Source organism: Collinsella sp. AM17-1 (assembly GCF_003470665.1).
Classification (GTDB): Bacteria; Actinomycetota; Coriobacteriia; order Coriobacteriales; family Coriobacteriaceae; genus Collinsella.
This window is the reverse complement of the sequence record NZ_QRJZ01000006.1, coordinates 87,246-110,322: the sequence shown is the minus strand read 5'-3', so window position 1 is coordinate 110,322 and position 23,077 is coordinate 87,246. Positions and strand designations below refer to the sequence as shown.

The following is a 23,077-nucleotide window of genomic DNA, read 5'->3' as shown; positions in this document are numbered from 1 at the left end:
GTGATATTGCCCGGGCGGCTAGCCCAGGTCGCCTCCGTTGGTGGCGATGGCCTGTTGATACCAGTAGAAGCTCTTCTTGCGCCTGCGCTCGAGCGTGCCGTTGCCCAGGTTGTCGCGGTCCACGTAGATGAAGCCGTAGCGCTTCTCCATCTCGCCGGAGCCCGCGCTCACGAGGTCGATCGGCCCCCAGGTGGTGTAGCCGAGCATCTCGACGCCGTCCTGCTCGATGGCGTCACGCATGGCCTCGATGTGCTCGCGCAGGTAGGCGATGCGGTAGTCGTCCTCGATCGTGCCGTCGGGAAGCACCTCGTCATAGGCGCCGAGGCCGTTCTCCACCACAAAGAGCGGCTTCTGGTAGCGGTCCCAGAGGTCGTTGATCGTGATGCGGAATCCCAGCGGGTCGATGACCCAGCCCCAGTCGCTCGTGCGCACGTAGGGGTTCTCCACGCCGGCGAAGGCGTTGCCCTCGGCGACGCCGCCCACGGAGTCGGGGTCGCCCGCGGTGCAGCGCGAGGAGTAGTAGCTAAACGAGATGAAGTCGACGGTGTTCTCCGCAAGGATGCGCTCGTCCTCGGCGGTCATGCCCACGTCGATGCCCTCGCGCTCGAGCATCTTGAGCGCGTAGCCGGGGTAGTGCCCGCGTGCCTGCACGTCCACGAAGAAGAGGTCCTCCTGGTTCTTGACCTGCGCTGCACGGACGTCCTCGGGACGACAGGAGTAGGGGTAGTAGCTTCCCGCGGCGAGCATGCAGCCAACCTTGTTCTCCGGGTCGACCTCGTGGGCGATCTTGGTGGCCCAGGCGCTCGCCACGAGCTCGTTGTGCGCGGCGCGGTACTCGGCCTCGCGGGCATTCTCCCCGGGCTCGAGGACGATGCCGGCACCCATGAAGGGACGGTGCAAGATCATGTTCATCTCGTTGAACGTGATCCACCAATGCACGAGGCCGCGGTAGCGGTTGAAGAGCACCTTCACGAGCCGCTTGTAGAGCTCGATGAGGGCGCGGTTTCGCCAGGCGCCGTACTTCTTGACGAGGTGGATGGGGCAGTCGAAGTGCGTGATGGTCACGAGGGGCTCGATCCTGTGCTCGCGGCAGCAGCGGAACACGTCCTCGTAGAAGGCGAGCCCGGCCTCGTTGGGCTCCTCCTCGTCGCCATTGGGGAAGATGCGGCTCCAGGCGATGGAGAGGCGAAAGACCTTAAAGCCCATCTCCGCGAAGAGGGCTATGTCCTCGCGGTAGTGGTGGTAGAAGTCGATGCCCGTCTGGGCCGGGTAGTAGTACCCGGGCTCGAAGTCGAGCATGCGCCTCAGGCCGCGGCTTACGTCGTTGCGCTCCGGCCCGTGTGGGATGACGTCGACGTTGGCAAGGCCGCGGCCGCCCTCGTCATAACCTCCCTCGCATTGGTTGGCGGCGGTGGCTCCTCCCCAAAGGAACCCTTTTGGAAATGGCATGGTGCCTCCTTCTCTCTGGCGCCCCCATCTCTGCGGGGGACGCTTTATAACGTCCTTGCGGCCTCGCGCGCCTGGCCCGTGGCCCTTTCCCTGATGCGCGCGGGCCGCCTGTGAAGGGGTGACTAGCTGACGGCTTGTCCTGCGGCGGCGCGACGTGCCTCCCGGCCTCCAAGCAGGGAGGGGACCTGTGCCAGGCACACGCCGGCGAGGATGATGGCGACGCCCAGCCACTCGACGACGCCGAGCGGCTCGCCGAGGACGATCATGGCGATGAGCAGGCCGGCGGGGAGTTCCGCGGCGGCCATGACGGTGGACAGGCCCGCGGGCAGGTGCGGAGAGCCCATGCCGAAGAGCAGGACCGGGCAGAGCATGCCAAAGAAGCCGGCGATGACGGCAAAGGGCAGGATGCCCTGGGCGAGGACGCCCGAGACGACGTAGTCCGGACACACCGTGAGCGACATGACCACGGAGCCCGCGCATACGATGACGCCACGCTGCTCGGACGAGCAGGGGGCCTCGACCTTGCCGGAGAGGGTGACAAAGAGGGAGCAGGACACGGCCGCCCCCAGCGCGCAGAGCAGGGCCACGGGGTCGTACCCGGTGATGCCGGTCTTGTAGACGCCGCTGGCGAACACCGTTCCGAAGACGATGACCAGGGCGGAGACCACTTGGAGGAGCCTCGGCGGCCGGCGCGTCATGACGGTCTGCCACACGAGCCCCAGCCACGTGAACTGGAAGAGGAGCGTGAGTGCCACCGGGGCGGGCAGCACGCTCATGGCGTAGCAGTAGAGGATTGAGGTGAGGCAGGTGAGGGCTCCCAGGCCCATGAGCTTGAGGGCGAGCTTCCAGCCCACGCGCTGCCAGCGGTGCCCGAGTGCGTGCCCTGCGAGCGTGGCGAGGGCGAAGAAGAGGCAGCCGAACCACGCCTGGCTCGCCACCACCTGCGCTGAGGTGAAGCCCGCGGCGTAGGCGAGCTTGTAGGTCGTGGCCATCGCGCCGTAGCAGGCGCCGCCCGCAAAGACCTGGAGCGCCGCCTTGACCTGCCCCGCGCCCGCGGCTCCCGCCTCGGCGGTCTGTTGCTTGATTGTGTTTGTTTCTGCCATTAGGCTCCCTTCCGTCTGCTGTCTTGCAGATGCACGTCTCGTGCGTCTGTTCCCTGCAGTCGGAAGGTGGGCTCGTGCGGTCTTCTGGCGGTGCATGTGGTACCTGCTGCCAAGACGAAAAAAGCCACGCAACCGACTGCTCGGTTGCGTGGCAAAAAGGTGGCTAGCGCCCAGAAAAGTCCACGCGTTTTTAGACTGGGACAAAGTACTACAACAGGTGAGATTCCGTCAAGAAAAACCGAAGAAAAAAGTGAGCCTCTGCCCGCCGTACCTGTAGCGGTCGTTTCCCCGAACGGGGCGGTGCTGTTGGGGGCTGTCTCGATCTGTAACAGTAAGACCCGGTTTTGGTCCGTAGATGTTACAGATTTAGACGTTTTGTCGGGGCGGTTTCCGTTTGTCTTGATCTGTAACAGTTAGGGGTCAAAAGTGGGTCTAGATGTTACAGATTGAGATTGTTGAGGATGGGTGAGGGTAGCTAATTCGGACGGGGCTATTTTAGCTACCCTGCAAGTGGGGTAGCTAAAATAGCCCCGTCCCTTTTTAAACAATGGGAAATCGAGCGTGGCAAGCGGAGGTCTTCGGGGTATAAGACGGCTAATTGTATGCCGCCTATGAAAGGAACCCTCATGCCCAGCGTTGCCGTTCTCGCCGCCGATGGCTTTGAAACGATTGAATGCCTGACCATGGTCGATGTCATGCGTCGTGGCGGCGTGCGCGCCACGCTCGTCTCGATCATGCCCACGCGTGAGGTCGTAAGCTCGCTGCAGATCCCCGTGACCTGCGACGCGCTCTTTGATGAGATCGACTTTGACGAGTACGACTGCGTCGTGCTGCCCGGCGGCCTGCCCGGTGCCACCAACCTGCGCGCCGATCAGCGCGTCTGCGACGTGGTCTGCGAGTTCGCCGCGACCAAGCACGTCGCCGCCATCTGCGCCGCCCCGTTTATCCTGGGTGAGCTCGACCTGCTCGAGGGGCGCCACGCCACGTGCTTCCCTGGCTTTGAGAAGAGCTTCCCCGAAGGCGCCTATACCGGCGAGAAGGTTACGCAAGACGGCAACATCATCACCGCCAGCGGCATGGCCCAGTCGCTCCCCTTTGCGCTTGAGCTGCTGCGCACGCTCGCCGGCGACAAGGCCGTCGAGAAGGTCGCCGAGGGCATTCAGCTATGATTTTGGCTTCGCAATCACCGCGCCGCATCGAGCTGATGCGCGAGGCGGGCTATGACATTCGCATCATTCCTGCCGATATCGACGAAACGCCATTTGATGGCGAGGCCCCGCTTACGCTCGTTGAACGCTTAGCACGCGCCAAAGCCGCCGCCGTTGCCGCCGAGCATGCCGAGCCCAATGAGCTGACGGTCGCGGCCGACACCATCGTCACCTTTGACGGCAAGATTCTGGGCAAGCCGGCAACCGAGGACGAGGCGTGTACCATGCTCCGTGAGCTTTCGGGCCGCACGCACCAGGTCGCAACCGGCGTCTGCATCGTTAAGGCAGGCGATACGGCCGCCCCACATGCCGCCGAGAGCCTGTCCTTTGTCGATGTGACCGACGTGACGTTCTACGAGCTCAACGACGAACAGATCGAGCACTACGTCGCCTCGGGTGAGCCCATGGACAAGGCTGGCGCCTACGGCATTCAGGGCACAGGAGGACGCATGCTCGTGCATGATATATCGGGCGACTTCTATAACGTGGTGGGCCTACCCATCGCTCGCGTCGCGCGCGCGATTCAAAAACTCTCGTAATTGCATCTGGCGCTGGGTATCCCCCAGCGCCTACAATTTTGGCGTACCGTACGGATCCCGACCGGGCATAAGGCCCGGCGGAAAACCGATAGGAGATAATATGGACACACTGCTCGAAGCCATCGATGTCTGCAACGTCGATGGCTTTTGCTTTGGCAACTATACGGATGAGGAGGCTGGCACCGGCTGCACCGTAATCGTGGCGCCCGAGGGTGCCACCGGCGGCGTTGACGTACGCGGTGGCGCTCCCGCTTCGCGCGAGACCGACCTGCTGCGTCCCGAGAACACCGTCGATAAGGTCCACGCCGTCTGTCTTTCGGGCGGATCGGCCTTTGGCCTCGAAGCCGCAAGTGGCGTGGCCCGCGAACTCGAGAGCCGCGGCATCGGCCTTCCCGTCGGCCCCACGCAGGTGCCTATCGTGTGCTCCAGCTGTATCTTCGACCTCGCCTTTGGCGATCCCACCGTTCGCCCCGACATTGAAGCCGGCATCGCCGCCGTGCGCGAGGCACTCGACAACACCCCCACCACGCTCGAACAGGGCAATGTAGGTGCCGGCACGGGTGCCACCGTCGGAAAGCTCATGGGGCCCACCACCTGCATGAAAGCCGGCCTTGGCGCTGCCGCCGTGGCGCTCGGTCCCGTTAAGGTAGGCGCCGTGGTTTCGGTCAACGCCTGCGGCAACGTGGTCGACCCCTTCACCGGCGAGTGGGTCGCCGGCATGCGCGCCGCCGCCGATAGCGACCAGATCGTCGACATGGAACTCGCAGCCTTTGCTGCCGCCGGATCCATGCAGATGCCGCTCGACCGCACCAACACCACCATCAGCTGCATCGTCACCAACGTGGAGCTCACTAAGGCCCAGGCTACCAAGGTCTCCCAGATGGCCGCAGACGCCTACGCACACGCCATCCGCCCCACACACACCACCAACGACGGCGACACCATCTACACCCTCGCCAGCGGCAAACTGGGCGCCCAGGCAAGCGCCGCCGTTCCCCTAGACCTGCTGGGCATGCTCGCAGTAAGGGCCCTGGAAACTGCCATCGTAAACGGAGCAAAAAACGCCAAAACCTCCCACGGCATCCCCGGCGCCGCGAAGTAATCCACTCGACCGCCGGTCGGAGGCGGGCGGGCGTTACGTTTGCTGCTCTACAGTCCTATGCAAGACGAAGGCCACATTAAGTGGCCTTCTTTGCATGCGGAACTCGCGACAAACATAACCAAGCCCCGCCGGGCAACCTACCAACCAGATTCTTTTCAGCCCAGGCCCCTGTGTACCGCGCGTCTAAGATCTTCAAATTCAGACAGCCTGACAATTGATTCTTATAGCAGAGGCCCCTTGGCCTTTAGTTTGATACAAGTTCCGCACGAGCTGGAAAGCACTAAATGTGCCTTCCGTGCGAGCAGGACTGTTCGCAGTAGCAAACTAAAGGCCAAGGGGCCCAGTCAACCTATCAGCAGCGATTACTCAGCAGCTAGTTGAATTTGAAGATCTTTGAGGCAAGACGGTATAGGCCGAGTGTGGTTTTGTCTCCGGCCCGTCCGCGCAGGTTGGTGAAGAACCCGACCACGCCGTAGCGGGCACGACGATACATGCGCTCGTCGTAGGCCTTCAAATCATTCCACAGCGTCTTTAGGCGCTCGTCGGCGCAATCTTCCTCAGAAAGCTTGGTGAGCACCGAGCAAATCGCCATCATCATGGTGAAGTAGCCCATCATGTACGAACGCAGGCGCGACGACTCGACATCGCTGTACAGGTGGTACGACTCCATCATGATACGCGTAACACGGAACTGCTGGTCCAGACGCTTGACCATCGTTGCCTCGTTGACGCTCTGACCTTCGCGACCGATAAAGTAGCGGTAGAGGTCGATGTCGGCGTAGTACATGGTCTTGCAACGCGGCAGCGGCACGTAGGCGTAGATGTTGTCCACATAGAACGTGTGCGGCGGCATGGGAAGGTTGGACTCGCGCAGCACATCCGTGCGATAGCACAGGCTGTGCATGAGTAGGTTCTGGTCCAGGCGGAAATGACCGATCTGATCCCAGGAAAAGATCTTTTTGCGTGGCAGGGCAAATTTGTAGCCAATAGCGGTATGCGTGCCCTCGTAAACCTTCTCGTACACGTAGTTCGAGATAAACAGGTCAACGCGCTGGTCGCGCTCTTCAAAGCCACGCAGAATCGACAGCATGGTCGAAAGGGCAGCGCCGTCAAGCCAGTCGTCCGAATCAACAACCTTGTAGTAGGTGCCCTGCGCCTCGCGCAGACCCGAAAGGACGGCAATACCGTGACCGCCGTTCTCCTGGTGCACCGCGCGGATGATTCCAGGATAACGGGCCTCCCACTCGTCGGCCTTGGCGGCCGTCTCGTCCTTGGAGCCGTCGTCCACCACGATAATCTCGATATCGGTGGCGTAATTGCTCCCCTCCAAGATGGAGGTGATGCAATGGTCCATGTCCTTGGCGGCGTTATACGAGGGAATACCGAATGTTATGACTTTATGCATGGCAGGCGATAATCTCATCCGAAAGATCGAGGGCGGAATTGGTCACGGCGTCCATATCGTAGTAACGATACTCGGCCAGACGACCCACCGGGTGGAAGTTCGTCAGGTTCTGGACGCGCTCAAGATAGCGCTCATAGAGCTCACGGTTCTCGGGCTCAAGAATGGCGTAGTACGGCGTCTCGCCCGAGCCGGGCGTATAGGCCTTGGAGTACTCCTTCATGATGGTGGTCTTGCCGGGCAGGACCTGACCGGTCATGTTCTTGAACTCGGTGATACGCGTGTAGTCCTCGCTCGTGGTGTAGTTGACGGTGCCCACGGGCTGGAACTGGTCCATATCGAGCGTCTCGAACTTCATATCGAGCGTGCGGTACGGCAACGCACCCAAGTCGAGGCTGAACAGCTCATCGAGAGGACCGGTATAGACAATCTCGCCGCCGTAGACCTTGCCATCGATCTTGACGGTGGTCTCGTCGATTTCAAAGAGATCGCGGGCGTCCACGTCGCAGAACACGTCGATTAGGTCGTGGTCGAGCATGTGCTCAAAGAGCGCCGTGTAGCCCTCCTGCGGCATGCCCTGGAAGGGAGCCTGCGGGAAGTAGCGGTCATCGTCGCCCACAAAGACGGGAACGCGGCCAGTGATCGAGGGATCGATCTGGTCGGGCGTCTGGCCCCACTGCTTCATGGTGTAATGCAAAAAGACGTTCTCGTAGACGTAATCGGCGACCTCGGCCAAGTCGGGGTCGTTCTTCTTGCGCAGCTCCATGATGGGCACCTTGACATCCTTGCCAAAGGTCTCCACGAGCTTCTGATACAGTTCCTCGCCGCGCTCGTCACCAAAGGCGAGCTTGAGACTCGCATGGTTGAAGGGCACGGGCATAAGGGTACCGTTGATGTTGGCGAGCACCTTGTGCTGATAATCCGTCCACTTGGTAAAGCGCGACAGGAAATTGTGCACGCGCTCGTTAAAGGTGTGATAGATATGCGGACCGTACTCGTGGATCAGGATTCCGGCCTCGTCAGTGCAGTCATAGGCATTGCCCGCAATGTGGCTACGGCGCTCCAAAACGGCAACACGATAGCCGATGGTCTCGGCAAGACGGCGGGCGCAAACGGCACCGGCATATCCAGCACCGACGACAATCATGTCGTACGCGCCGGCGTTAAAGCCTTCAGGCAGGCCTGAGGTAATCTGCATCGATACTCCTTGTCAAAAGCCACGGGCTCGTTAGCTGGGCTTTTCTCGAACATTCTTCGAGACATATTTATCAGAGCGATTATAGCGCTAATGCGTCCTATAATGAGCTTGCCACACAAGGAAAGCTCAAGCACCGCGGCGTACAAATTTGAAAGGTAAACCCGCTAGCAGCGGGTTTATTCGTGAACAGCCGGGCGCCTGGAGCTTAGCAAAACGCTTGTAAGGAGTAACATGAGCGATTTCCTAAACCGTATGAAGTCTGCCGCTAAGGCCGACCTTAAGACGATCGTCCTGCCCGAGGGCGAAGATCCGCGCACTATCGTCGCGGCCACCAAAATCATCGAGGAGGGCCTGGCAAAGATCGTCATCCTGGGCAACCCCGACGAGATCAACGTTCCCGGTGCTACCGTCATCGACCCGCGCAATGCCGAGAAGCACGAGGAGTACGCGCAGAAGTTTGCCGAGCTCCGCGCCAAGAAGGGCGTTACCATCGAGCAGGCTCGCGCCCAGGTGATGGACGCCACCTACTTTGGCACCATGATGGTCAAGATGGGCGACGCCGACGGCCTGGTCTCCGGCGCCTGCCACTCCACCGCCGACACCCTGCGCCCTGCGCTTCAGATCCTCAAGACCGCCCCGGGCACCAAGCTGGTCTCGGCCTTCTTCGTGATGTGCACCGATACCCCGCAGTTCGGCACCGACGGCACGCTGATCTTCGCCGACTGCGGTCTCAACATCAACCCGTCCTCCGACGAGCTCTCCGAGATCGCCATCGCCTCCGCTCACTCCTGGTCCACCTTCATGGGCAACGTTGAGCCGCACGTGGCCATGCTCTCCTACTCCACCATGGGCTCCGCTGGCGGCGAGGTCGCCAAGAAGGTCCAGGAGGCTGTGAAGTTCTGCAAGGAGAAGGCTCCCGAGCTCGCCATCGATGGTGACCTGCAGCTCGACGCCGCTATCGTCCCCACCGTCGCCCAGCTCAAGGCTCCCGGCTCCTCCGTTGCCGGCAAGGCCAACGTGCTTGTGTTCCCCGACCTCGAGGCCGGCAACATCGGCTACAAGCTGGTCCAGCGCTTCGCCGGCGCCGACGCCTACGGCCCCATCCTGCAGGGCATCGCCAAGCCGGTTAACGACCTTTCGCGCGGCTGCTCTGCCGACGACATCGTGGGTGTCGTGGCCATCACCGCCGTCCAGGCTCAGATGGCTGAGTAGCGGACGTATCCCCTCGGGACCCTACAGGGTAAAGCTCTGAAAACGTCCTCGGACATGCATGAAACCCCCGCTGCGCACTTCGTGCGGCGGGGGTTTCATGCGTCCTGCGGAAAGTTTTCAGAGCTTTACCCTGTAGGGTCCCTGCCGCCATGTGGCAGTCAGGGTATCTGGAGTGGACGGCGGCTTGGCTACGAGCTAGAGCTGAGGATCTGAATGGTTGGGTGCCGTTGCTGGGAGCGCAGGCGTTGCTGATGATGATCTCTTTAGGACTGGAATTTCCGCCTGCTAGCAAAAAAGCCTCCGGAGCTGTTGCTCTGGAGGCCTTTCGTTTACTTGCAAATGCGCGCGTTAGTTGTTCTTGGTCAGACGCTCGACGTCGTGGGCGATCATGTATTCCTCGTCGGTGGGGATGACCATGACCGTGACGGCGGAACCGGCGGCGCTGATGACCTGCGGGCCGTTGCCCACGGCCTCGCGGTTCTTGTTGTTGTCGATACGTACGCCCAGCCACTCAAAGCAGTCGCAGAAGGCCTTGCGGATCGACCAGTCGTTCTCGCCGATGCCGGCGGTAAAGGTGATGGTGTCCACGCCCGCCATGGAAGCGATCATGGAGCCAGCCTGCTGCATGGCCTTGTAGGCGAACATATCGAAGGCGAGCAGGCAGCGCTCGTCGCCCTCGGAGGCGCGTGTACGGATGTCGCGAGCGTCGTTGGAGATGCCCGAGATGGCAAGCAGACCAGACTGCTTGTTCATCATGTCATCGACTTCCTGATAGCTGTAGCCGCCCTCGCGCTGGAGGTAGCACACGGTGGCAGGATCAATGGAACCACAGCGAGTGCCCATCATCAGGCCGTCGAGCGGCGTGAGGCCCATCGTGGTGTCGCGGCACACGCCGTCCTCGATAGCAGCGAGCGAAGCACCGTTACCCAAATGGCACGAAAGCAGACGGTGGCAGCGCGAACCCAGGATCTCCTTGGCCATCATCCACTCATAGCGGTGGCTCGTGCCGTGGGCGCCGTACTTGCGCACGTGGTACTTGTCGCACACGTCCTTGGGCAGCGCGTAGGTATAGGCAACCTCGGGCATGGTCATGTGGAACGAGGTATCGAAGACGGCGACGTTGGGCAGCTCCGGATACTTCTCGCGGCAATACTCGATTGCTGCGGCCTCGCCGTAGTTGTGCAGCGGAGCAAGCGGTGCCACCTCAAGAATCTTGGCCATAACCTCGTCGTCGACAACTGCGGAATCATCGAAGTGCCAGCCGCCCTGAACGATACGATGGCCAATGCCATCAATCGTAAAGTCGGTCTTCTCGAGCTCCTCGAGCACGCGAGCGATAGCAGAGCGATGATCGGGGAAAGGGACCTCCTCGGTCTGCTTGGCGCCACCGTTCTCGGAGTGGCCAAAGATGCCCATGTCCGAACCGATACGTTCGCAGTTGCCCTTGGCGAAAACCTCTCGGGTATCGGTATCCAAAAGCTGATATTTAAGGCTTGAGCTGCCGGCGTTGACAACAAGTACGTTCATGAGACTCCTTTGCAGTGCAATACGGTCGACGCAGACCCCTTAAGGCGGCCGCATTTTAATAAGAAGTTATCACAACTTGATAAATAGCTATCAAGCATATCGCCCAACGAGCACAAAAGAGGGGCCGAACGGCGCTCGGTCGTCCAGCCCCTCCCCTCTTGCAATTACTTGCCGTTGACGATGCGCTCGACGTCGGAAGCGATCATGAACTCCTCGTCCGTGGGGATGACGAAGATCTTGACCTTGGAATCCTTGGCAGACAGGCACCAAGCGCCGTCACCACGCAGGGCGTTGCGGGCATGATCCATCTTGACGCCCATAAAGGCCAGACGGTCGGCAACGCCGGCACGAACGGCCGGAGCGTGCTCACCGATGCCAGCGGTGAAGACCAGCGTGTCCATGCCGCACATGGAAGTAGCCATCTCGGCAGCCTTGGCGGCAATCTTGTAGACAAACATGTCGAAAGCGAGCTGAGCATCGGGGTCACCAGCGGCGGCGAGCTCCTCGACGTTGCGGCAGTCGTTGGTCTTGCCGCCGGTCACAGCCAAAAGGCCGGACTTCTTGTTCATCATCTCGTCGACCTCGTCGAAGGTGTAGCCGCCCTCGCGCTGCAGGTAGCACACGGTAGCCGGGTCGATGGAGCCGCAGCGGGTGCCCATCATGACACCGTCGAGCGGGGTCAAGCCCATGGTGGTGTCCATGCACTTGCCGTCCTCGATGGCGCACAGGGAAGCGCCGGAACCGATGTGGCACACGACGACCTTGCGGGCCTCGCCGTTGGTCATCTCGGCAACCTTCTTGGAGATGTAGCGGTAGCTGGTGCCGTGGGCGCCGTACTTACGGATGTGCAGCTTGTCGCAGACGTCCTTGGGCAAGGCGTAAGTCTTGGCGACCTCGGGCATGTTGAAGTGGAAAGCGGTGTCGTAGACCGTGACGTTGGGCAGGTCGGGATACTGCTCCAGGCAAAACTCGATAACGTTGGCCTCGGGGTTGTTGTGGAGCGGCGCCAGCGGGGCGACCTCGCGGATCTTGGCGAGAACGTCCTCGTCGACGAGGGAGGAATCGCCAAAGTACCAACCGCCCTGAACGATGCGATGGCCGATGCCCTCGATCTTGACGCCGTTGGCCTCGAGGTCCTTCAGGACGACCTCGATGGCGACCTTGTGGTCGGGGAACTCGATGTTCTCGGTCACCTTCTTGGAACCGTTGGCAGCGTGGGTGAAGGTACCGCCGGTAAAGCAGACGCGCTCGCAGGAGCCCTTTGCGGACACCTTGTGGGACTTGGTGTCGATGACCTGATACTTAAGGGTCGAAGATCCCGCGTTGACGACCAGAACGTTCATGTGACTCCCTACTAACAGGCGGTGTGGCGCCGCCAGGTTACATACGCTTTAATAATAAACCCAAACGCCCTCGCGCTCGGGTTTATTGCGTTGATATATAAGTTATCGGTGCCTAAATACTCATGGCCTTTGACTTGTAAGACGAAATAGCGCGGGGATATACACCAGGGAAGAAATCCCGAGCGCAACAAGCAATACGACTCGAATGCCCGCAACGCTACTCAGCACAGAGTTAAGCAGATAGAAAAGAACGGCACCCACCGCCACCATCTGGCTTTGAACCGAAATCAGTGAACAGCGCATCGATGAGTCGGCAGCATTTTGGAAAACTGAGTATTTGATTGGGGCAAACAACGAGTACGCAACCGTCTGCAGCACATAGAACACGGGCAGCAAATTAGCCGGAGTAAGGGGGATCAAAAACAAAGCTGTCAATACTAAGCGAATGATGCCGCAAATACGCGCAAAACGGCCCTTGTCGACATGAGCAATCACACTGGGCACAATAAGCCCCATGGAGGCCGAGGCAAGGAGCTGGACCGCAATGGTCACACCCGAAGCGACGGAATTCATTCCGCGGCCCGCAAGCAGCAGTGAGAAAAAGTCTTCCAGGGCGACAAAAGCAAATGCCTGAGAACAGTCCATTATGAACGCTGAACGAAGAATGCCATTACACGCAATAGCGGCACCGATCATCTTCGGGCTAATTCCACGCTCAGGTGCCCCCGCAGTGCCCCCTCTTCGCATCTCAGGAATGCAGACAACGACAACCAACGTCAACACCATTGCGATGATATCTGCCGAAAGACCAATGAGATATGCACCGACAGACGAAATGAAACCGCCCACGCAAGCGGAGATGGCATAAGAGGCATAGAAAACAAATCGCTCAACGACATTAAGTCTTACGAGCTGGTCCTGAGAGACGCTGTCAATGTAAATCGCTTCTATGGATCCGCTCAGACATGCAACGGCAAAACCTTTGAGAGCGAACGCACCGATTAAAAGCAGAGGGGAACGGACGAGAAGCAGGGCGGCGTAGTATCCAAGCATCCCCACGACGCCAACGAGACCGCTTGCCTTTCGTCCAAACCTATCAGCAATATAGCCAGTGGGAACTTCGAGGATGAACTTGCTCACTTGATATGCAATCATCATGCTAGAAATCGCCACTATCGAGAATCCGACGAATTCAAGGTAAACCGTCAGAAAATACAAAATAGTGCTGAAGTTCGACAGAAAAACGAACGTCATATAAAGCAAAACCGTACGGTTTTTCATGCTCCGCCCTCCAAGAGTCAGCAATCTAAATCGAAATCTTGGAAAAGCATGAGGGCAAAGCTGTCAGCTATGTGTTGCAGGGCGTCAACATTCACTTGACGACACGAGGCCAAATGGCCTCACGAAGCGAGATGACGCAATAGGTGAAGAAATACCGTCTGGTGTCGATCGGTCCAGGCATTTTGTCGATAGCAAAAGTAGATGGGCAAGGCTACGTCATGTGAGGCTTCAATGGAGCACTCGCTCACTTCCGATCCATCCGATGCGAGAGAAGAGCCAGAAAAACTCAATATCAATCCCCCGGCTTGAAGAAACTCAGCCTGCGCCCTGTTTCCGTATTCGACATCGCGAAAGCGGAAATTAACCAGCTGAGCTTCGGGACATTGATTGATTGCATTGAGACAGGGTGACAAATTAATGGGAACAGCGAGCCTGCCGCCCAGTAACTCACGAATGGTCATAGCGTCAACAGATTGATGACCAGCTGGACATGAAAGAACCCTGAGCTCCTTTTCACCCATATATTTTGAAGAAAGGACGCTGTCCCGTGGTTCCTCAAACGAGATAGCCGCGTCCGAAATTCCAAGTATAAGTGATTCAAAGCATGTTGCCGTTGGCTGATGCCACACATCAAGATGAATCTGAGGGTGCGAGCTTTCAAACGAGTCGTACCAGTTTTCGGAAAAAAGGCGCCCCCGCCCGTGAAGACAGGGGGCGTAAAGACGGAAATGGCCGTCGGGCGAAACGCCGCCGTTCCCCGATTGAGCGTACTTTTTGAGATCGTCGACTTGCGCCAGGATCACGCGTGCACGACGCGCAAATTCTCTGCCCGCCGGAGACAAAACAGCCTCCCCCGCCGATCGGTCGAGCAAAACAATCTGATACTCAGATTCCAACTTTTTTATTGCCGACGAAACGGCCTGCGGACTCACGTGAACGGCGCGAGCTGCTTTGCGCACGCCGCCATAGTTCGCTACAGCTTGAAGGTATTCGAGTTGAGAAAGCTGCATAGATTACTCCAAAGGCAGCCAAGTCGACGGCCTACGCGCCCTCAGATGAGGTTCTCGCCCAGGTTCTTGCCACCGAGAACGTGCATGTGGAAGTGCATGACGGTCTGGCCGGCGTTGACGCCCTTGTTGGAGATGACGCGGAAACCGTCCTCCAAGCCCTTGGCCTTAGCGACCTCCTGGATGGCGTGAGCCATGGCGCCCATGGTCTCGGCAGGTACGTTGTCGGCGATGTCACTGTAGTGCTTCTTGGGGATCACGAGCGTATGGACCGGCGCCTGGGGATTGAGGTCGTCGAAGGCGATGACCTGGTCGTCCTCATAGACAACGGTCGAGGGGATCTCGTGGTTGGCAATTTTGCAGAAGATGCAATCGCACATGGTTGGTTCCTTTCTCACAGACCAAGGTAATTATATTTGGTCGGGATGGTTAGAACGAGAGGTTGTCGTCGGTGTTGGCGGCTTCGCCGTCGGCGAGCACGTCGTTGCCGTCGACGTCCTTAAGGAGCACCGAGACTTTCTGCTCGGCATCGGACAAGCGGGTGCGCAGGCTCTTGAGGAGCTCGACGCCGCGGGTATAGCTCTCGAGCGACTCCTCAAGCTCCATATCGCCCGACTCCAGGCTACGGATGATGAGCTCCAGCTCCTGCGAGGCCTGCTTGTAGGTGAGCTGCTCCACCGGGGTCTTCTCTGCCATATCTGTTTCCTTTCCTAAAGGTTTATCACTATGAAACGCGGTCTACTCGACTGCGTTGACGGTTGCCGACACGTTGCCGTCCGCCATGCGCACGCGGATGGCGTCGCCGGGCTTAAAGGTCTTGGCGCTCGTAGCAACCCCATCATCGCTGTACGCGATGGAGTAACCGCGGGCAAGTACCTTAAGCGGCGACAGGGCATCGAGCGAAGCCGCCGCTCGGCCCAAGTCGGACGCGGGCTTGCTGAGCATCGTGCGCCCCTGATGCTCCAGACGGGAACTCGCAAGCGTGAGCGCATGGCGTTTGCCATCGAGCCCCGAAGTGCTTGCAACCAAACGCTCGGGCAGGCGCTCAAAGTTGGAGCGGAATGCCCCGACCGAGCGCGCTATGGCGCCCGACAGGCGGTCGGCAGTCAGGGCAAGCTCGGACTCGCGACGCTCAACCATAAACGTTGGATCGTTAAGACACGGGCGGCACGCGGCTGCATCGAGCGCGTCGCCCAGACGAGCCGTATAGGTGTCCCAGGCACGACGGCCGCGTTGGTCGAGCATTTCCAGATCGACCTGATCAGACCCGATCATCGAAGCCATCGCGGCGCCCAGACGCTGATGGCGCGTCTCGAGCACGTCGGCCAACTCCGTCATAGCCGGCGCCACCGATTCTGCCGCTGCCGTTGGCGTGGAGGCGCGACGGTCGCTCACCATGTCGCAGATCGAGGTATCGGGCTCATGCCCAATGCCCGTCACCACAGGCACGGGACAGGCTGCCACCGCACGGGCAAGCTCCTCGTCGTTAAAGGTCATGAGGTCCTCGAAGGAGCCACCGCCGCGCACGAGCAAAATGCAATCGGGCGCCGGCGTAATGGCAGCGGCGCGGCGCAAGCCTTCAATAAGCTCTGCCGGCGCACCCTCGCCTTGCACCTTGGCACCCACGCAAACAAGCTCGACAAGCGGGTTGCGACGGCGCAGCGTGCGCTTGACGTCGTCGATCACGGCACCCGAAAGCGAGGTGACGACTGCCACACGCGAGCAAAACACCGGAATGCGACGTTTGCGCGCCTCGTCCATCAGGCCCTCGCGACGCAGCTTTTCGGCCAACTGAGCCACCTGCTGACGCAGCAGGCCCTCCCCCGCCAGCGAGAACGAGCGTGCAACGAAGCTCATGCGACCCGTAGGCTTGTAGAGATTGAAGCTGCCCTTAAAGCTCACCTGCATGCCATCACGCAGATCGAAGGTACGCTTAAGGTAGGCGCCCTTCCAGATGATGCAGTCGACGGCCGCCGAGTCGTCCTTGATTTGGAAGTAGCAGTGGCCGCTTCGGGCATTGGGGCCACGGAAGCCCGTGACCTCGCCCAGAACGCTCAGCTGCGGAATGGCATCGAGCGCACCGGCGGCGATCTCTACCGCCTGGCTCACGCTGAGCTCTTTACGCTCCTGCTCGTCCGATCCGTCGAACTCGGCGGAAACGGTATTGCCGGTCAGATTCCAGCCTGCCACGCAGCCCCCTTTCGTCATCGTGCACATGGGCTCCGGCCCTGCGCAAATTCAAGTCCAACACATAGTACAGCGCCGCGGGGACACAAATCCCCACGGCGCCCAGCGACCCAATTTGTTATCGGTTGGAGTTTCTGTTGTAGCGAGCCATAAGGTAGAGCAGCTGAATGATCGAGGTGAGCGCCGCAGCCACATAGGTAAGCGCGGCGGCCGTCAGCACCTTCTTGGCACCGTTGACCTGCTTGGAGCTCATACCCGACTGCTCAATATACGCCACGGCGCGCCGACTGGCATCAATCTCAACCGGCAGCGTAACCAGCTGGAACAGCACGCTAAACGAGAAGAAGATCAGTGCGAGGGTCGTGAGTCCCGCGATGTTCATAAACAGGCCCATGAGCAGCACGATCGTCCAGGTGTTCTGGGTAAAGTTGACGACGGGGACCAAAGCGGTGCGTACCTTCATCATGGCATAACCACTTTGACGCTGAGCGGCGTGACCCGCCTCGTGACAAGCGACGGCAACGCTTGCGACCGAACCGCCCGAACGGTTGGCGTCCGAGAGATACAGGTTGTTATCCTGCGGGTTGTAATGGTCGGTGAGCTCACCGGCGACACCCTTGATACCCACGGCATTGCAACCGTTGGCGTCGAGCATGCGGCGAGCGACCGTGGCACCCGTGTCGCCGTCTGAGCGAACCTTGGACCAGGTTTTGTACGTCGAGTTGATATAGTTCTGTGCGGCAAGGCCAAGTACCGTGCAGACAAGAACAACCAGCAGGTACAGTGGGTCGATGCCAAAGCCGTATCCATAGTAATAAGGCATGCGAATTCCTCCGAATCGAGTTACACGTTGGAGGCATTCTACCCACTCAAGCTGCTAGGCTTCCTTATAGCAATTCAATTTTGCCGTCCTTCACCGTCAGCCCCATATTGCCCGAGAGCAGATCGTCCAGACGCGAACCCACAAGCTCAAAGCGCCAGCCTTCGCGCAGGGGGCTCTGCTCGGGGTGCTCGATATAGTCGGCCAGGTCATCGCGCGAGGCAATGACCGAGGTCGCCACGCCCGAGCGCTCAGCAACCAGGCGAATGAGCGCATACATGAGGTCCGTCACGCTCTCCAGCTCCGGAGAGATCTGGCGATGCCCGCGCACCATGAGCGGCAGGCGATCGTGCGGGCAGCTCGCGCCGCGCTTGATGGCCATGAGCGCACCGTCCACGTCGCGCTCCCCCAACTGATCGGTACCACGGATGCTGCGGAACTCCTCAACGCGCACAGGATTGCGCTTAACGAGCGCCAGCAGCGTGTCGTCGGACATGACCCACTTGCGCGGGATGTTGCGGCGCTCGGCGCGGTCCTCGCGCCAAGCGGCGAGCTCGCGCGCGATACCCAGCTGGTGACGGCTGCACGAGTTGATGCGTTTGACCTTGCGGAACGCCTCGTGGCGATCGGCGCGATAGTGCGATTCGTCAGCCAGCGGACGCAGCTCGTCGAGCACCCAGTCCACACGGCCCAGCTCGCGCAGGCGGCTCATCATCTCGGTATAGGCGACGATCAGGTACTTGACGTCATCGATCGCATACTCAATCTGCTTATCGGTCAGCGGGCGACGCGACCAGTCGGTCAGCGACTCGGTCTTGGGCAGCGATACACCGCAGAACGTCTGAACAAGCGCGCCATACGAAATCTGCTGGCGCTCGCCCAAAAAGGCGGCGGCCACCTGCGTGTCAAAAATCGGACGCGGCAGCACGCCTACGGTATGGAGCATGACCTCCATATCCTGCGAGCAGGCGTGGAAGACCTTGGTCACGCTCTCGTCGGCCATAAGCTCGGCCAGCGGCGATAGGTCGTCGATTACCAGGGGATCGACCGCTACGCTCTCGGCAGGGGTGGCAATCTGAACCAAACACAGACGTGGATGGAACGTGCGCTCGCGCAAAAACTCGGTATCGACGGCAATCGCGTCGAACTCACGGGCGCGCTGGCAAAAGTCGAGTAGAGCCTGATGTGTGGAAATGTACATATCAACCCATCGAATAAGGTTAGGCCCGAAAAACACGGGTAGGATATCGGCATTGCCTTACAACTATACTCGGTTAGTCACAGAACGGGAACGTAAGCATGCGCTGCCTTATCATCCACAACCCGGCATCGGGCCCCAGCTCAGATGAAATCTACGCATTCACGCACGCCCTCGCGCAGGGCGGCGACGAGGTCATGATGCGTTTTATCGGTGATGGCATGGAGCCCGAGGACGCCGTGGCAGACGTGCGCGAGTTCGACCGCGTGGTCGTTTCGGGCGGCGACGGCACTGTCTCCAACGTGCTCGACCAGATGCGCGGGTGCGGTGTCCCCACGCTCGTCTTCCCCTCCGGCACAGCCTGCCTGTTCTTCAACAACATCGGCAATGCCCCCGAGGCAGCGGCGCTCGCCAAGGCCTGCCGCGCCGGTCGCACGGTCAAAGTGGACATGGGCGAGCTCTTTTGGCTAGACGAGAACGGCAACGAGAAGCGCCACGGCTTTATCATCATCGCCGGCTCGGGCTTCGACGCCGAGATCATGATGAAGGCCGCCCCCACCAAAAACGATATCGGCGAGATCGCCTACTTCCTCTCCGCGCTCGCCACGCCCAACCCCACGGTGGCGCACTTTACGATTGAGCATGACGGCATTGTCGAGGAGCTCGATGGCATCTGTTGCATGGCCGGCAACACCTCGGTCATTCAAAACGACATCAACCTGTTCCCCGATTGCCGCATGAACGACGGCATGGTCGACATCGCGGTCATCGAGCCCGTGCGCACCGTGCAGCTGCTGCCCACTGTGATCACCGCTGCGCTCGATCCCGCCGGCAAGGTACTCGGGCGCCCGCAGTTCAAAATCATCCAGACCAAGGAAGCCAAGATCACCTGCACCCCGTCGCTGGGCATGCAGTTCGATGGCGAGATCATCTCCAGCAACTCGGGCGTCTTTGGTGCCCGCGCACTTCCGCAATGCCTCGACCTCATCGTCGACGAATTCTCACCGCTCGGAAAATAGGAGGACCCCATGAACGACAATCCCCTGCTCGGCTTTATCGTCATTGTTCTGGCCATGCTCGTCGGCTATGCGATCAACGTGATCCACCGTCGAAAGAAGTAATTCCACATTGGTCTGATATTCATCCAATTATCGTCTCCCCCGTTGTTTATGCATTTGCCAAACAGCGGGGGATTTTCTTTGCGCCCCGTGCAAGATGCTTTATTCAGGTACAGTAATTGCAGGGTGCCTTTATTTAAGTAAAGCTACAAACCGAGTATAATTAACCGCTCATCGCATATTTCATTACGCTTATCGAGTAAGTTTCTTTCATAGATGAATATTGTTTCCAGTTCGTTACGCTAATGGGGTGTCTTTATTGGCTGAAGCCCTCTGGCGACAGAGGGCTTTCGCACGCTGGGAGGGAAAATGAGGAAAACTCACCCCGTCAACGCGCTCAAGAAGCTAGGCATAGGCCTCGCCTTTGGAGCTGCAACCATCATGTCCATGCCGACCTCTGCGCTCGCCTGCACGCAGGTCTATATGGGCAACAAGCTGACGGCCGACGGTAATACGTACTACGGCCGTGCTGAGGACTACCGCAAGCGTTACCTCAAGCACTTTGGCATCGAGCCTTCGTTTGGCCCTGGTCACACCTACAGCTCGGATGAGTCTGCATTCGTGTATACCTCGACCAAGACCTCGTATCGCTACACCTATGTGCGTGACCACCCCAGTCAGTGGGACGAGCGCTGGGATGCCTACTCCGAGGCTGGCATCAACGAGAAGGGTGTCTCCTGCTCCGCCACGCTGACCACCTACATGAATGCAGCCGCCAAGGCTGCGGACCCCCTGACCGATACTGGCATTGGCGAATAAAGCTACGGCAGCGTAATCTTGGGCGAAAGCGCCACGGCACGTGAGGGTGTCGAGCTCCTCGGCAAGATCATCGACGACCAGGGCGCCTGCGGCAACGACCAGATTATCATCTCCGACAACAATGAGACCTGGCTGTTCGCCGCACTTTCCGGCCATCAGTGGATCGCCATGAAGCTCACCGATGACATCGCCTCGCTTAACCCCAACATCGGCAACCTCAACTACAAGGTTGACCTCAACGACACCGAGAACTGCCTCCACTCCGAGGGCATCGAATCTATGCCCAAGGAGAAGGGCTTTGCCGAGTACACCGACGGCAAGTTCGACGTCGCCGCAACCTATGGCGAGACCATTCAGAATTCCGGTATGCACCAGTGGACCCGCTACGTCCAGGGCCGTAACTACTTTGGCAACGAGCTCCAGGAGGGCACCGACTACGAGATCGTCAAGGACGAGCGCGAAGAGGCTCGCGCCACGACCGGCGCCTTGGTCCACGAGATGCAGCCGCTGTTCTTCCAGCCCGGAAAGACAGACTGGACTACCTTTGAGATGATTCGCTCTCTCGGTAACCGTGGCGAGAATACCCCGGGCCTTAACGCCAACACTGACGGTGCCTATGCCATCGGCACCGAGCGCAACACCGAGATTCACGTCTTCCAGGTTCGCAACGGTCTTGATCCCCAGGTTGCAACAATCCAGTGGGAAATGCTCTCCCGCGCCGCGTACTCCGTCGCCATCCCCTTCTACTCCGCGCTGATCACCGAGGTTAGCCCGTATTTCAGCGACCAGACCGTCTCCTTCGACCACTGCAAAGAGACGGACATCGTGAACAACGAGGAGCCCGAGAACTCCATCAACTACGTCCTCATGGACATCAGCTCCCTCTGCTTTGAGAATCCCGATACCCTTGGTATCAGCGTCCGCTCCTACCTCGATGCACTCCAGAACGAGCTCATCGAACAGAACAAGGAAGTCGACGCCGCCATGCTGGCCGAGACGACCACCGAGGGCCGCACCGCTCTGGCCAACAAGGCCGGCAAGGCTGCCACCGAAAACACCTACGTCAAGTGCAAGGCCCTGCTCCAGGAGATGCGCGCCTATCAGAAGGCCGGAAACTTTGACGAGCCCTTCACCCCGAGCGACCTGAACACCGAGACCAACGGCCTCAAGGTGTCCATCACTTACGCCAAGGATGCTCTTGCCACCGATCCGGTCACCCCGGATCAGCCCGGCACCCCCGAGCAGCCCGGCACCCCCGAGCAGCCCGGCACCCCCGAGCAGCCCGGCACCCCCGAGCAGCCCGCTAAGCCCGAGCAGCCCACCACCAAGCCCGAGAAGCCTGGCAAGTCGGACACCACGACTACGGTAACCACCAACAAGACGAACACCAAGGGCGGCCTGCCCACCACCGGTGATCGTTTTGATGGCCGCGTGGTGGCTGCATTCGCCATCGCTGGCGTTGCCGTCATCTCCGCGGGCGGTTACTTCCTCTACCGTCGCAATAAGGAGTAACGTCTTAGCTGAGCGGGCAAGGCAGCAATGGCAGCCTCGCCCGCTCAGCCCGCTCTTTTGACCGGCGGGAAACCCGCCTGAAATCTTTTTAAAAAAGATTTCCCCGCACACACTTCGCTGTGCTATAGTGCAGCGCAACAGCAACTAGGTGCGACCGCGCCACGGCATCACGAAAGGAGCCACCAACATGAAGAACACGATGAACTCTCTCAACAACTGGTGGTGGCGTGATGCGAATACGATCGGTCGACAGTGAGTCCCTCACGCCTGTTTTTGCGCTCTAGGTGATTGGAAGGCCTCCGGTTTCGACCGGGGGCCTTTTTTCTATCTCGAGCCCGATCGCATTCGCATCACGCGCCTCCGCTTTTCTCTTGCACTCCCATTCCGAAAGGATTTTCACCATGTCTCAGAACACCACCGCCGCCCAGCCCCGCACCGTCCAGACCGCCGATCGCGGCAAACTCGATGTCCGCGCCCTCGTCCTGCTCGCCATCCTGCTCGCCGCCGGCTTCATCCTCAACTTCACCGTCGGCAAGGCAATCTCGGGCATCTCGGGCGGCATGATCAGCCCCGAGTTCATCATCTCGGCCTTCTGCCTCACCATCCTGGTCGTTCGCCCCAACATCGGCCAGGCGCTCGTCATTGGCCTCATCTCGGCTGCCGTGATCCAGATCACCACCACTTCGCCGTTCGTCGATTTTGCCGCCGAGGGCATCGCCGCCATGCTCATGGCCGTCATCGTTAACGCTGCTGCCAAGGACGGACAGGTCAAGTCTGCCGTCGCCATCGTCGCAACGTTCGTGACCACCTTTGTCTCGGGCGTCATCTTCATGGTCATCAAGATGGCCATGCTCGGCGTGGTGGGCGAGCTCGCCGCCGCTATGCTGCCCGTCGTCGCCATGACCGCCGTCTTTAACGCCATTCTGGTCGGCGCCCTCTACTTGCCCATCCAGAAGGCCCTTAGGCTCAATTAACCCGCTCGGCTTTACGAGCCACCCCATCTTGGCGTTCATTCGTCACTCGCGTACCCAAGTACGCTTCGCCCCTCTTTCGCGCCAACCTGGGGCCCCTCGCAAAGCCGTCTCCGCACTCCACCAACAAAGACTGTCCCA

The 23,077-nt window shown here is 59.8% G+C and carries 19 protein-coding genes and 1 pseudogene; 7 read left to right on the top strand and 13 right to left on the bottom strand.

The window, feature by feature from the left end; genetic code table 11:
• Window positions 1-18: 18 nt before the first annotated feature.
• Both DW195_RS04710 and DW195_RS04705 read right to left on the bottom strand, forming a co-directional pair.
• Complete coding sequence (locus DW195_RS04710; protein ID WP_117638211.1) at window positions 19-1,449, bottom strand: 6-phospho-beta-glucosidase; 1,431 nt, start codon at window positions 1,447-1,449, stop codon at window positions 19-21.
• Window positions 1,450-1,571: 122 nt separating this feature from the next.
• Entirely contained in the window at window positions 1,572-2,552 is a 981-nt protein-coding gene (locus tag DW195_RS04705) for an EamA family transporter (RefSeq protein ID WP_117583935.1), read from the bottom strand.
• A gap of 626 nt (window positions 2,553-3,178) precedes the next feature.
• On the opposite strand from DW195_RS04705, the gene DW195_RS04700 reads away from it, so the two are divergent.
• The 3 genes from DW195_RS04700 to DW195_RS04690 all read left to right on the top strand — a co-directional run bounded on the left by DW195_RS04700 (window position 3,179) and on the right by DW195_RS04690 (window position 5,401).
• Window positions 3,179-3,721: a DJ-1 family glyoxalase III gene (locus DW195_RS04700; protein ID WP_118205996.1), complete on the top strand. Its 543-nt coding sequence runs from the start codon at window positions 3,179-3,181 to the stop codon at window positions 3,719-3,721.
• Window positions 3,718-4,299 carry a nucleoside triphosphate pyrophosphatase gene (locus DW195_RS04695; RefSeq protein ID WP_117766176.1) on the top strand — a complete coding sequence of 194 codons (582 nt, stop codon included), beginning with the start codon at window positions 3,718-3,720 and terminating at the stop codon, window positions 4,297-4,299. Before DW195_RS04700 ends, DW195_RS04695 begins: the two co-directional genes overlap by 4 nt.
• Before the next feature lie 100 nt (window positions 4,300-4,399).
• Entirely contained in the window at window positions 4,400-5,401 is a 1,002-nt protein-coding gene (locus DW195_RS04690; RefSeq protein WP_118205995.1) for a P1 family peptidase, read from the top strand.
• 373 nt (window positions 5,402-5,774) lie between these two features.
• Here the strand turns inward: DW195_RS04690 and DW195_RS04685 are convergent, their stop codons facing one another.
• Together DW195_RS04685 and glf are read right to left on the bottom strand one after the other, a co-directional pair.
• Window positions 5,775-6,806, bottom strand: a complete 1,032-nt coding sequence (locus tag DW195_RS04685; RefSeq protein WP_022094096.1) for a glycosyltransferase family 2 protein — start codon at window positions 6,804-6,806, stop codon at window positions 5,775-5,777.
• Entirely contained in the window at window positions 6,799-8,001 is a 1,203-nt protein-coding gene (gene glf, locus DW195_RS04680) for a UDP-galactopyranose mutase (protein ID WP_118094540.1), read from the bottom strand. The genes DW195_RS04685 and glf overlap by 8 nt, the downstream gene beginning before the upstream one ends.
• 231 nt (window positions 8,002-8,232) lie before the next feature.
• Between glf and pta the strand changes: the two genes are divergently transcribed.
• Entirely contained in the window at window positions 8,233-9,213 is a 981-nt protein-coding gene (pta, locus tag DW195_RS04675) for a phosphate acetyltransferase (RefSeq protein ID WP_006234296.1), read from the top strand.
• Window positions 9,214-9,561: 348 nt separating this feature from the next.
• On the opposite strand, the gene DW195_RS04670 is transcribed toward pta, so the two are convergent.
• The 9 genes from DW195_RS04670 to rnd all read right to left on the bottom strand — a co-directional run bounded on the left by DW195_RS04670 (window position 9,562) and on the right by rnd (window position 18,579).
• Window positions 9,562-10,740: an acetate/propionate family kinase gene (locus DW195_RS04670; RefSeq protein WP_117820680.1), complete on the bottom strand. Its 1,179-nt coding sequence runs from the start codon at window positions 10,738-10,740 to the stop codon at window positions 9,562-9,564.
• Between the two features lie 164 nt (window positions 10,741-10,904).
• The gene (locus DW195_RS04665) at window positions 10,905-12,083 is read right to left on the bottom strand and encodes an acetate/propionate family kinase (RefSeq protein ID WP_118205994.1); all 1,179 of its coding nucleotides are present in this window, start codon (window positions 12,081-12,083) and stop codon (window positions 10,905-10,907) included.
• 120 nt (window positions 12,084-12,203) lie between these two features.
• Window positions 12,204-13,364, bottom strand: coding sequence for an MFS transporter (locus tag DW195_RS04660; RefSeq protein ID WP_117770120.1), 1,161 nt, complete (start codon window positions 13,362-13,364; stop codon window positions 12,204-12,206).
• Between the two features lie 119 nt (window positions 13,365-13,483).
• Window positions 13,484-14,374, bottom strand: a complete 891-nt coding sequence (locus DW195_RS04655; protein ID WP_118205993.1) for a LysR family transcriptional regulator — start codon at window positions 14,372-14,374, stop codon at window positions 13,484-13,486.
• 41 nt (window positions 14,375-14,415) lie between these two features.
• The gene (locus tag DW195_RS04650; protein ID WP_035137921.1) at window positions 14,416-14,751 is read right to left on the bottom strand and encodes a histidine triad nucleotide-binding protein; all 336 of its coding nucleotides are present in this window, start codon (window positions 14,749-14,751) and stop codon (window positions 14,416-14,418) included.
• Window positions 14,752-14,800: 49 nt separating this feature from the next.
• Window positions 14,801-15,067: an exodeoxyribonuclease VII small subunit gene (xseB, locus tag DW195_RS04645; RefSeq protein ID WP_006234311.1), complete on the bottom strand. Its 267-nt coding sequence runs from the start codon at window positions 15,065-15,067 to the stop codon at window positions 14,801-14,803.
• 42 nt (window positions 15,068-15,109) lie between these two features.
• On the bottom strand, window positions 15,110-16,561 hold the full coding sequence (gene xseA / locus DW195_RS04640; protein ID WP_370215085.1) for an exodeoxyribonuclease VII large subunit: 1,452 nt from the start codon (window positions 16,559-16,561) through the stop codon (window positions 15,110-15,112).
• 115 nt (window positions 16,562-16,676) lie between these two features.
• Complete coding sequence (locus DW195_RS04635) at window positions 16,677-17,381, bottom strand: zinc metallopeptidase (protein ID WP_022094105.1); 705 nt, start codon at window positions 17,379-17,381, stop codon at window positions 16,677-16,679.
• 64 nt (window positions 17,382-17,445) lie between these two features.
• Window positions 17,446-18,579: a ribonuclease D gene (rnd, locus tag DW195_RS04630; RefSeq protein WP_006234315.1), complete on the bottom strand. Its 1,134-nt coding sequence runs from the start codon at window positions 18,577-18,579 to the stop codon at window positions 17,446-17,448.
• A 98-nt stretch (window positions 18,580-18,677) separates the two neighbouring features.
• Here rnd and DW195_RS04625 point away from each other — a divergent pair, with 98 nt between their 5' ends.
• From DW195_RS04625 to DW195_RS04610, 3 genes and pseudogenes are all read left to right on the top strand, one after another.
• Entirely contained in the window at window positions 18,678-19,595 is a 918-nt protein-coding gene (locus tag DW195_RS04625) for a diacylglycerol kinase family protein (RefSeq protein WP_118205992.1), read from the top strand.
• Window positions 19,596-20,003: 408 nt separating this feature from the next.
• A pseudogene (locus DW195_RS10740) lies at window positions 20,004-21,965 on the top strand (C69 family dipeptidase).
• 401 nt (window positions 21,966-22,366) lie between these two features.
• Complete coding sequence (locus DW195_RS04610; protein WP_118205989.1) at window positions 22,367-22,939, top strand: hypothetical protein; 573 nt, start codon at window positions 22,367-22,369, stop codon at window positions 22,937-22,939.
• The last annotated feature ends 138 nt before the right edge of the window (window positions 22,940-23,077 follow it).

Excerpts from the sequence above, each read along its gene's own strand:
- DW195_RS04710 (WP_117638211.1), bottom strand. The coding sequence starts at position 1,449 with ATGCCATTTCCAAAAGGGTTCCTTTGGGGAGGAGCCACCGCCGCCAAC.
- DW195_RS04705 (WP_117583935.1), bottom strand. The coding sequence starts at position 2,552 with ATGGCAGAAACAAACACAATCAAGCAACAGACCGCCGAGGCGGGAGCC.
- DW195_RS04700 (WP_118205996.1), top strand. The coding sequence starts at position 3,179 with ATGCCCAGCGTTGCCGTTCTCGCCGCCGATGGCTTTGAAACGATTGAA.
- DW195_RS04695 (WP_117766176.1), top strand. The coding sequence starts at position 3,718 with ATGATTTTGGCTTCGCAATCACCGCGCCGCATCGAGCTGATGCGCGAG.
- DW195_RS04690 (WP_118205995.1), top strand. The coding sequence starts at position 4,400 with ATGGACACACTGCTCGAAGCCATCGATGTCTGCAACGTCGATGGCTTT.
- DW195_RS04685 (WP_022094096.1), bottom strand. The coding sequence starts at position 6,806 with ATGCATAAAGTCATAACATTCGGTATTCCCTCGTATAACGCCGCCAAG.
- glf (WP_118094540.1), bottom strand. The coding sequence starts at position 8,001 with ATGCAGATTACCTCAGGCCTGCCTGAAGGCTTTAACGCCGGCGCGTAC.
- pta (WP_006234296.1), top strand. The coding sequence starts at position 8,233 with ATGAGCGATTTCCTAAACCGTATGAAGTCTGCCGCTAAGGCCGACCTT.
- DW195_RS04670 (WP_117820680.1), bottom strand. The coding sequence starts at position 10,740 with ATGAACGTACTTGTTGTCAACGCCGGCAGCTCAAGCCTTAAATATCAG.
- DW195_RS04665 (WP_118205994.1), bottom strand. The coding sequence starts at position 12,083 with ATGAACGTTCTGGTCGTCAACGCGGGATCTTCGACCCTTAAGTATCAG.
- DW195_RS04660 (WP_117770120.1), bottom strand. The coding sequence starts at position 13,364 with ATGAAAAACCGTACGGTTTTGCTTTATATGACGTTCGTTTTTCTGTCG.
- DW195_RS04655 (WP_118205993.1), bottom strand. The coding sequence starts at position 14,374 with ATGCAGCTTTCTCAACTCGAATACCTTCAAGCTGTAGCGAACTATGGC.
- DW195_RS04650 (WP_035137921.1), bottom strand. The coding sequence starts at position 14,751 with ATGTGCGATTGCATCTTCTGCAAAATTGCCAACCACGAGATCCCCTCG.
- xseB (WP_006234311.1), bottom strand. The coding sequence starts at position 15,067 with ATGGCAGAGAAGACCCCGGTGGAGCAGCTCACCTACAAGCAGGCCTCG.
- DW195_RS04635 (WP_022094105.1), bottom strand. The coding sequence starts at position 17,381 with ATGCCTTATTACTATGGATACGGCTTTGGCATCGACCCACTGTACCTG.
- rnd (WP_006234315.1), bottom strand. The coding sequence starts at position 18,579 with ATGTACATTTCCACACATCAGGCTCTACTCGACTTTTGCCAGCGCGCC.
- DW195_RS04625 (WP_118205992.1), top strand. The coding sequence starts at position 18,678 with ATGCGCTGCCTTATCATCCACAACCCGGCATCGGGCCCCAGCTCAGAT.
- DW195_RS04610 (WP_118205989.1), top strand. The coding sequence starts at position 22,367 with ATGTCTCAGAACACCACCGCCGCCCAGCCCCGCACCGTCCAGACCGCC.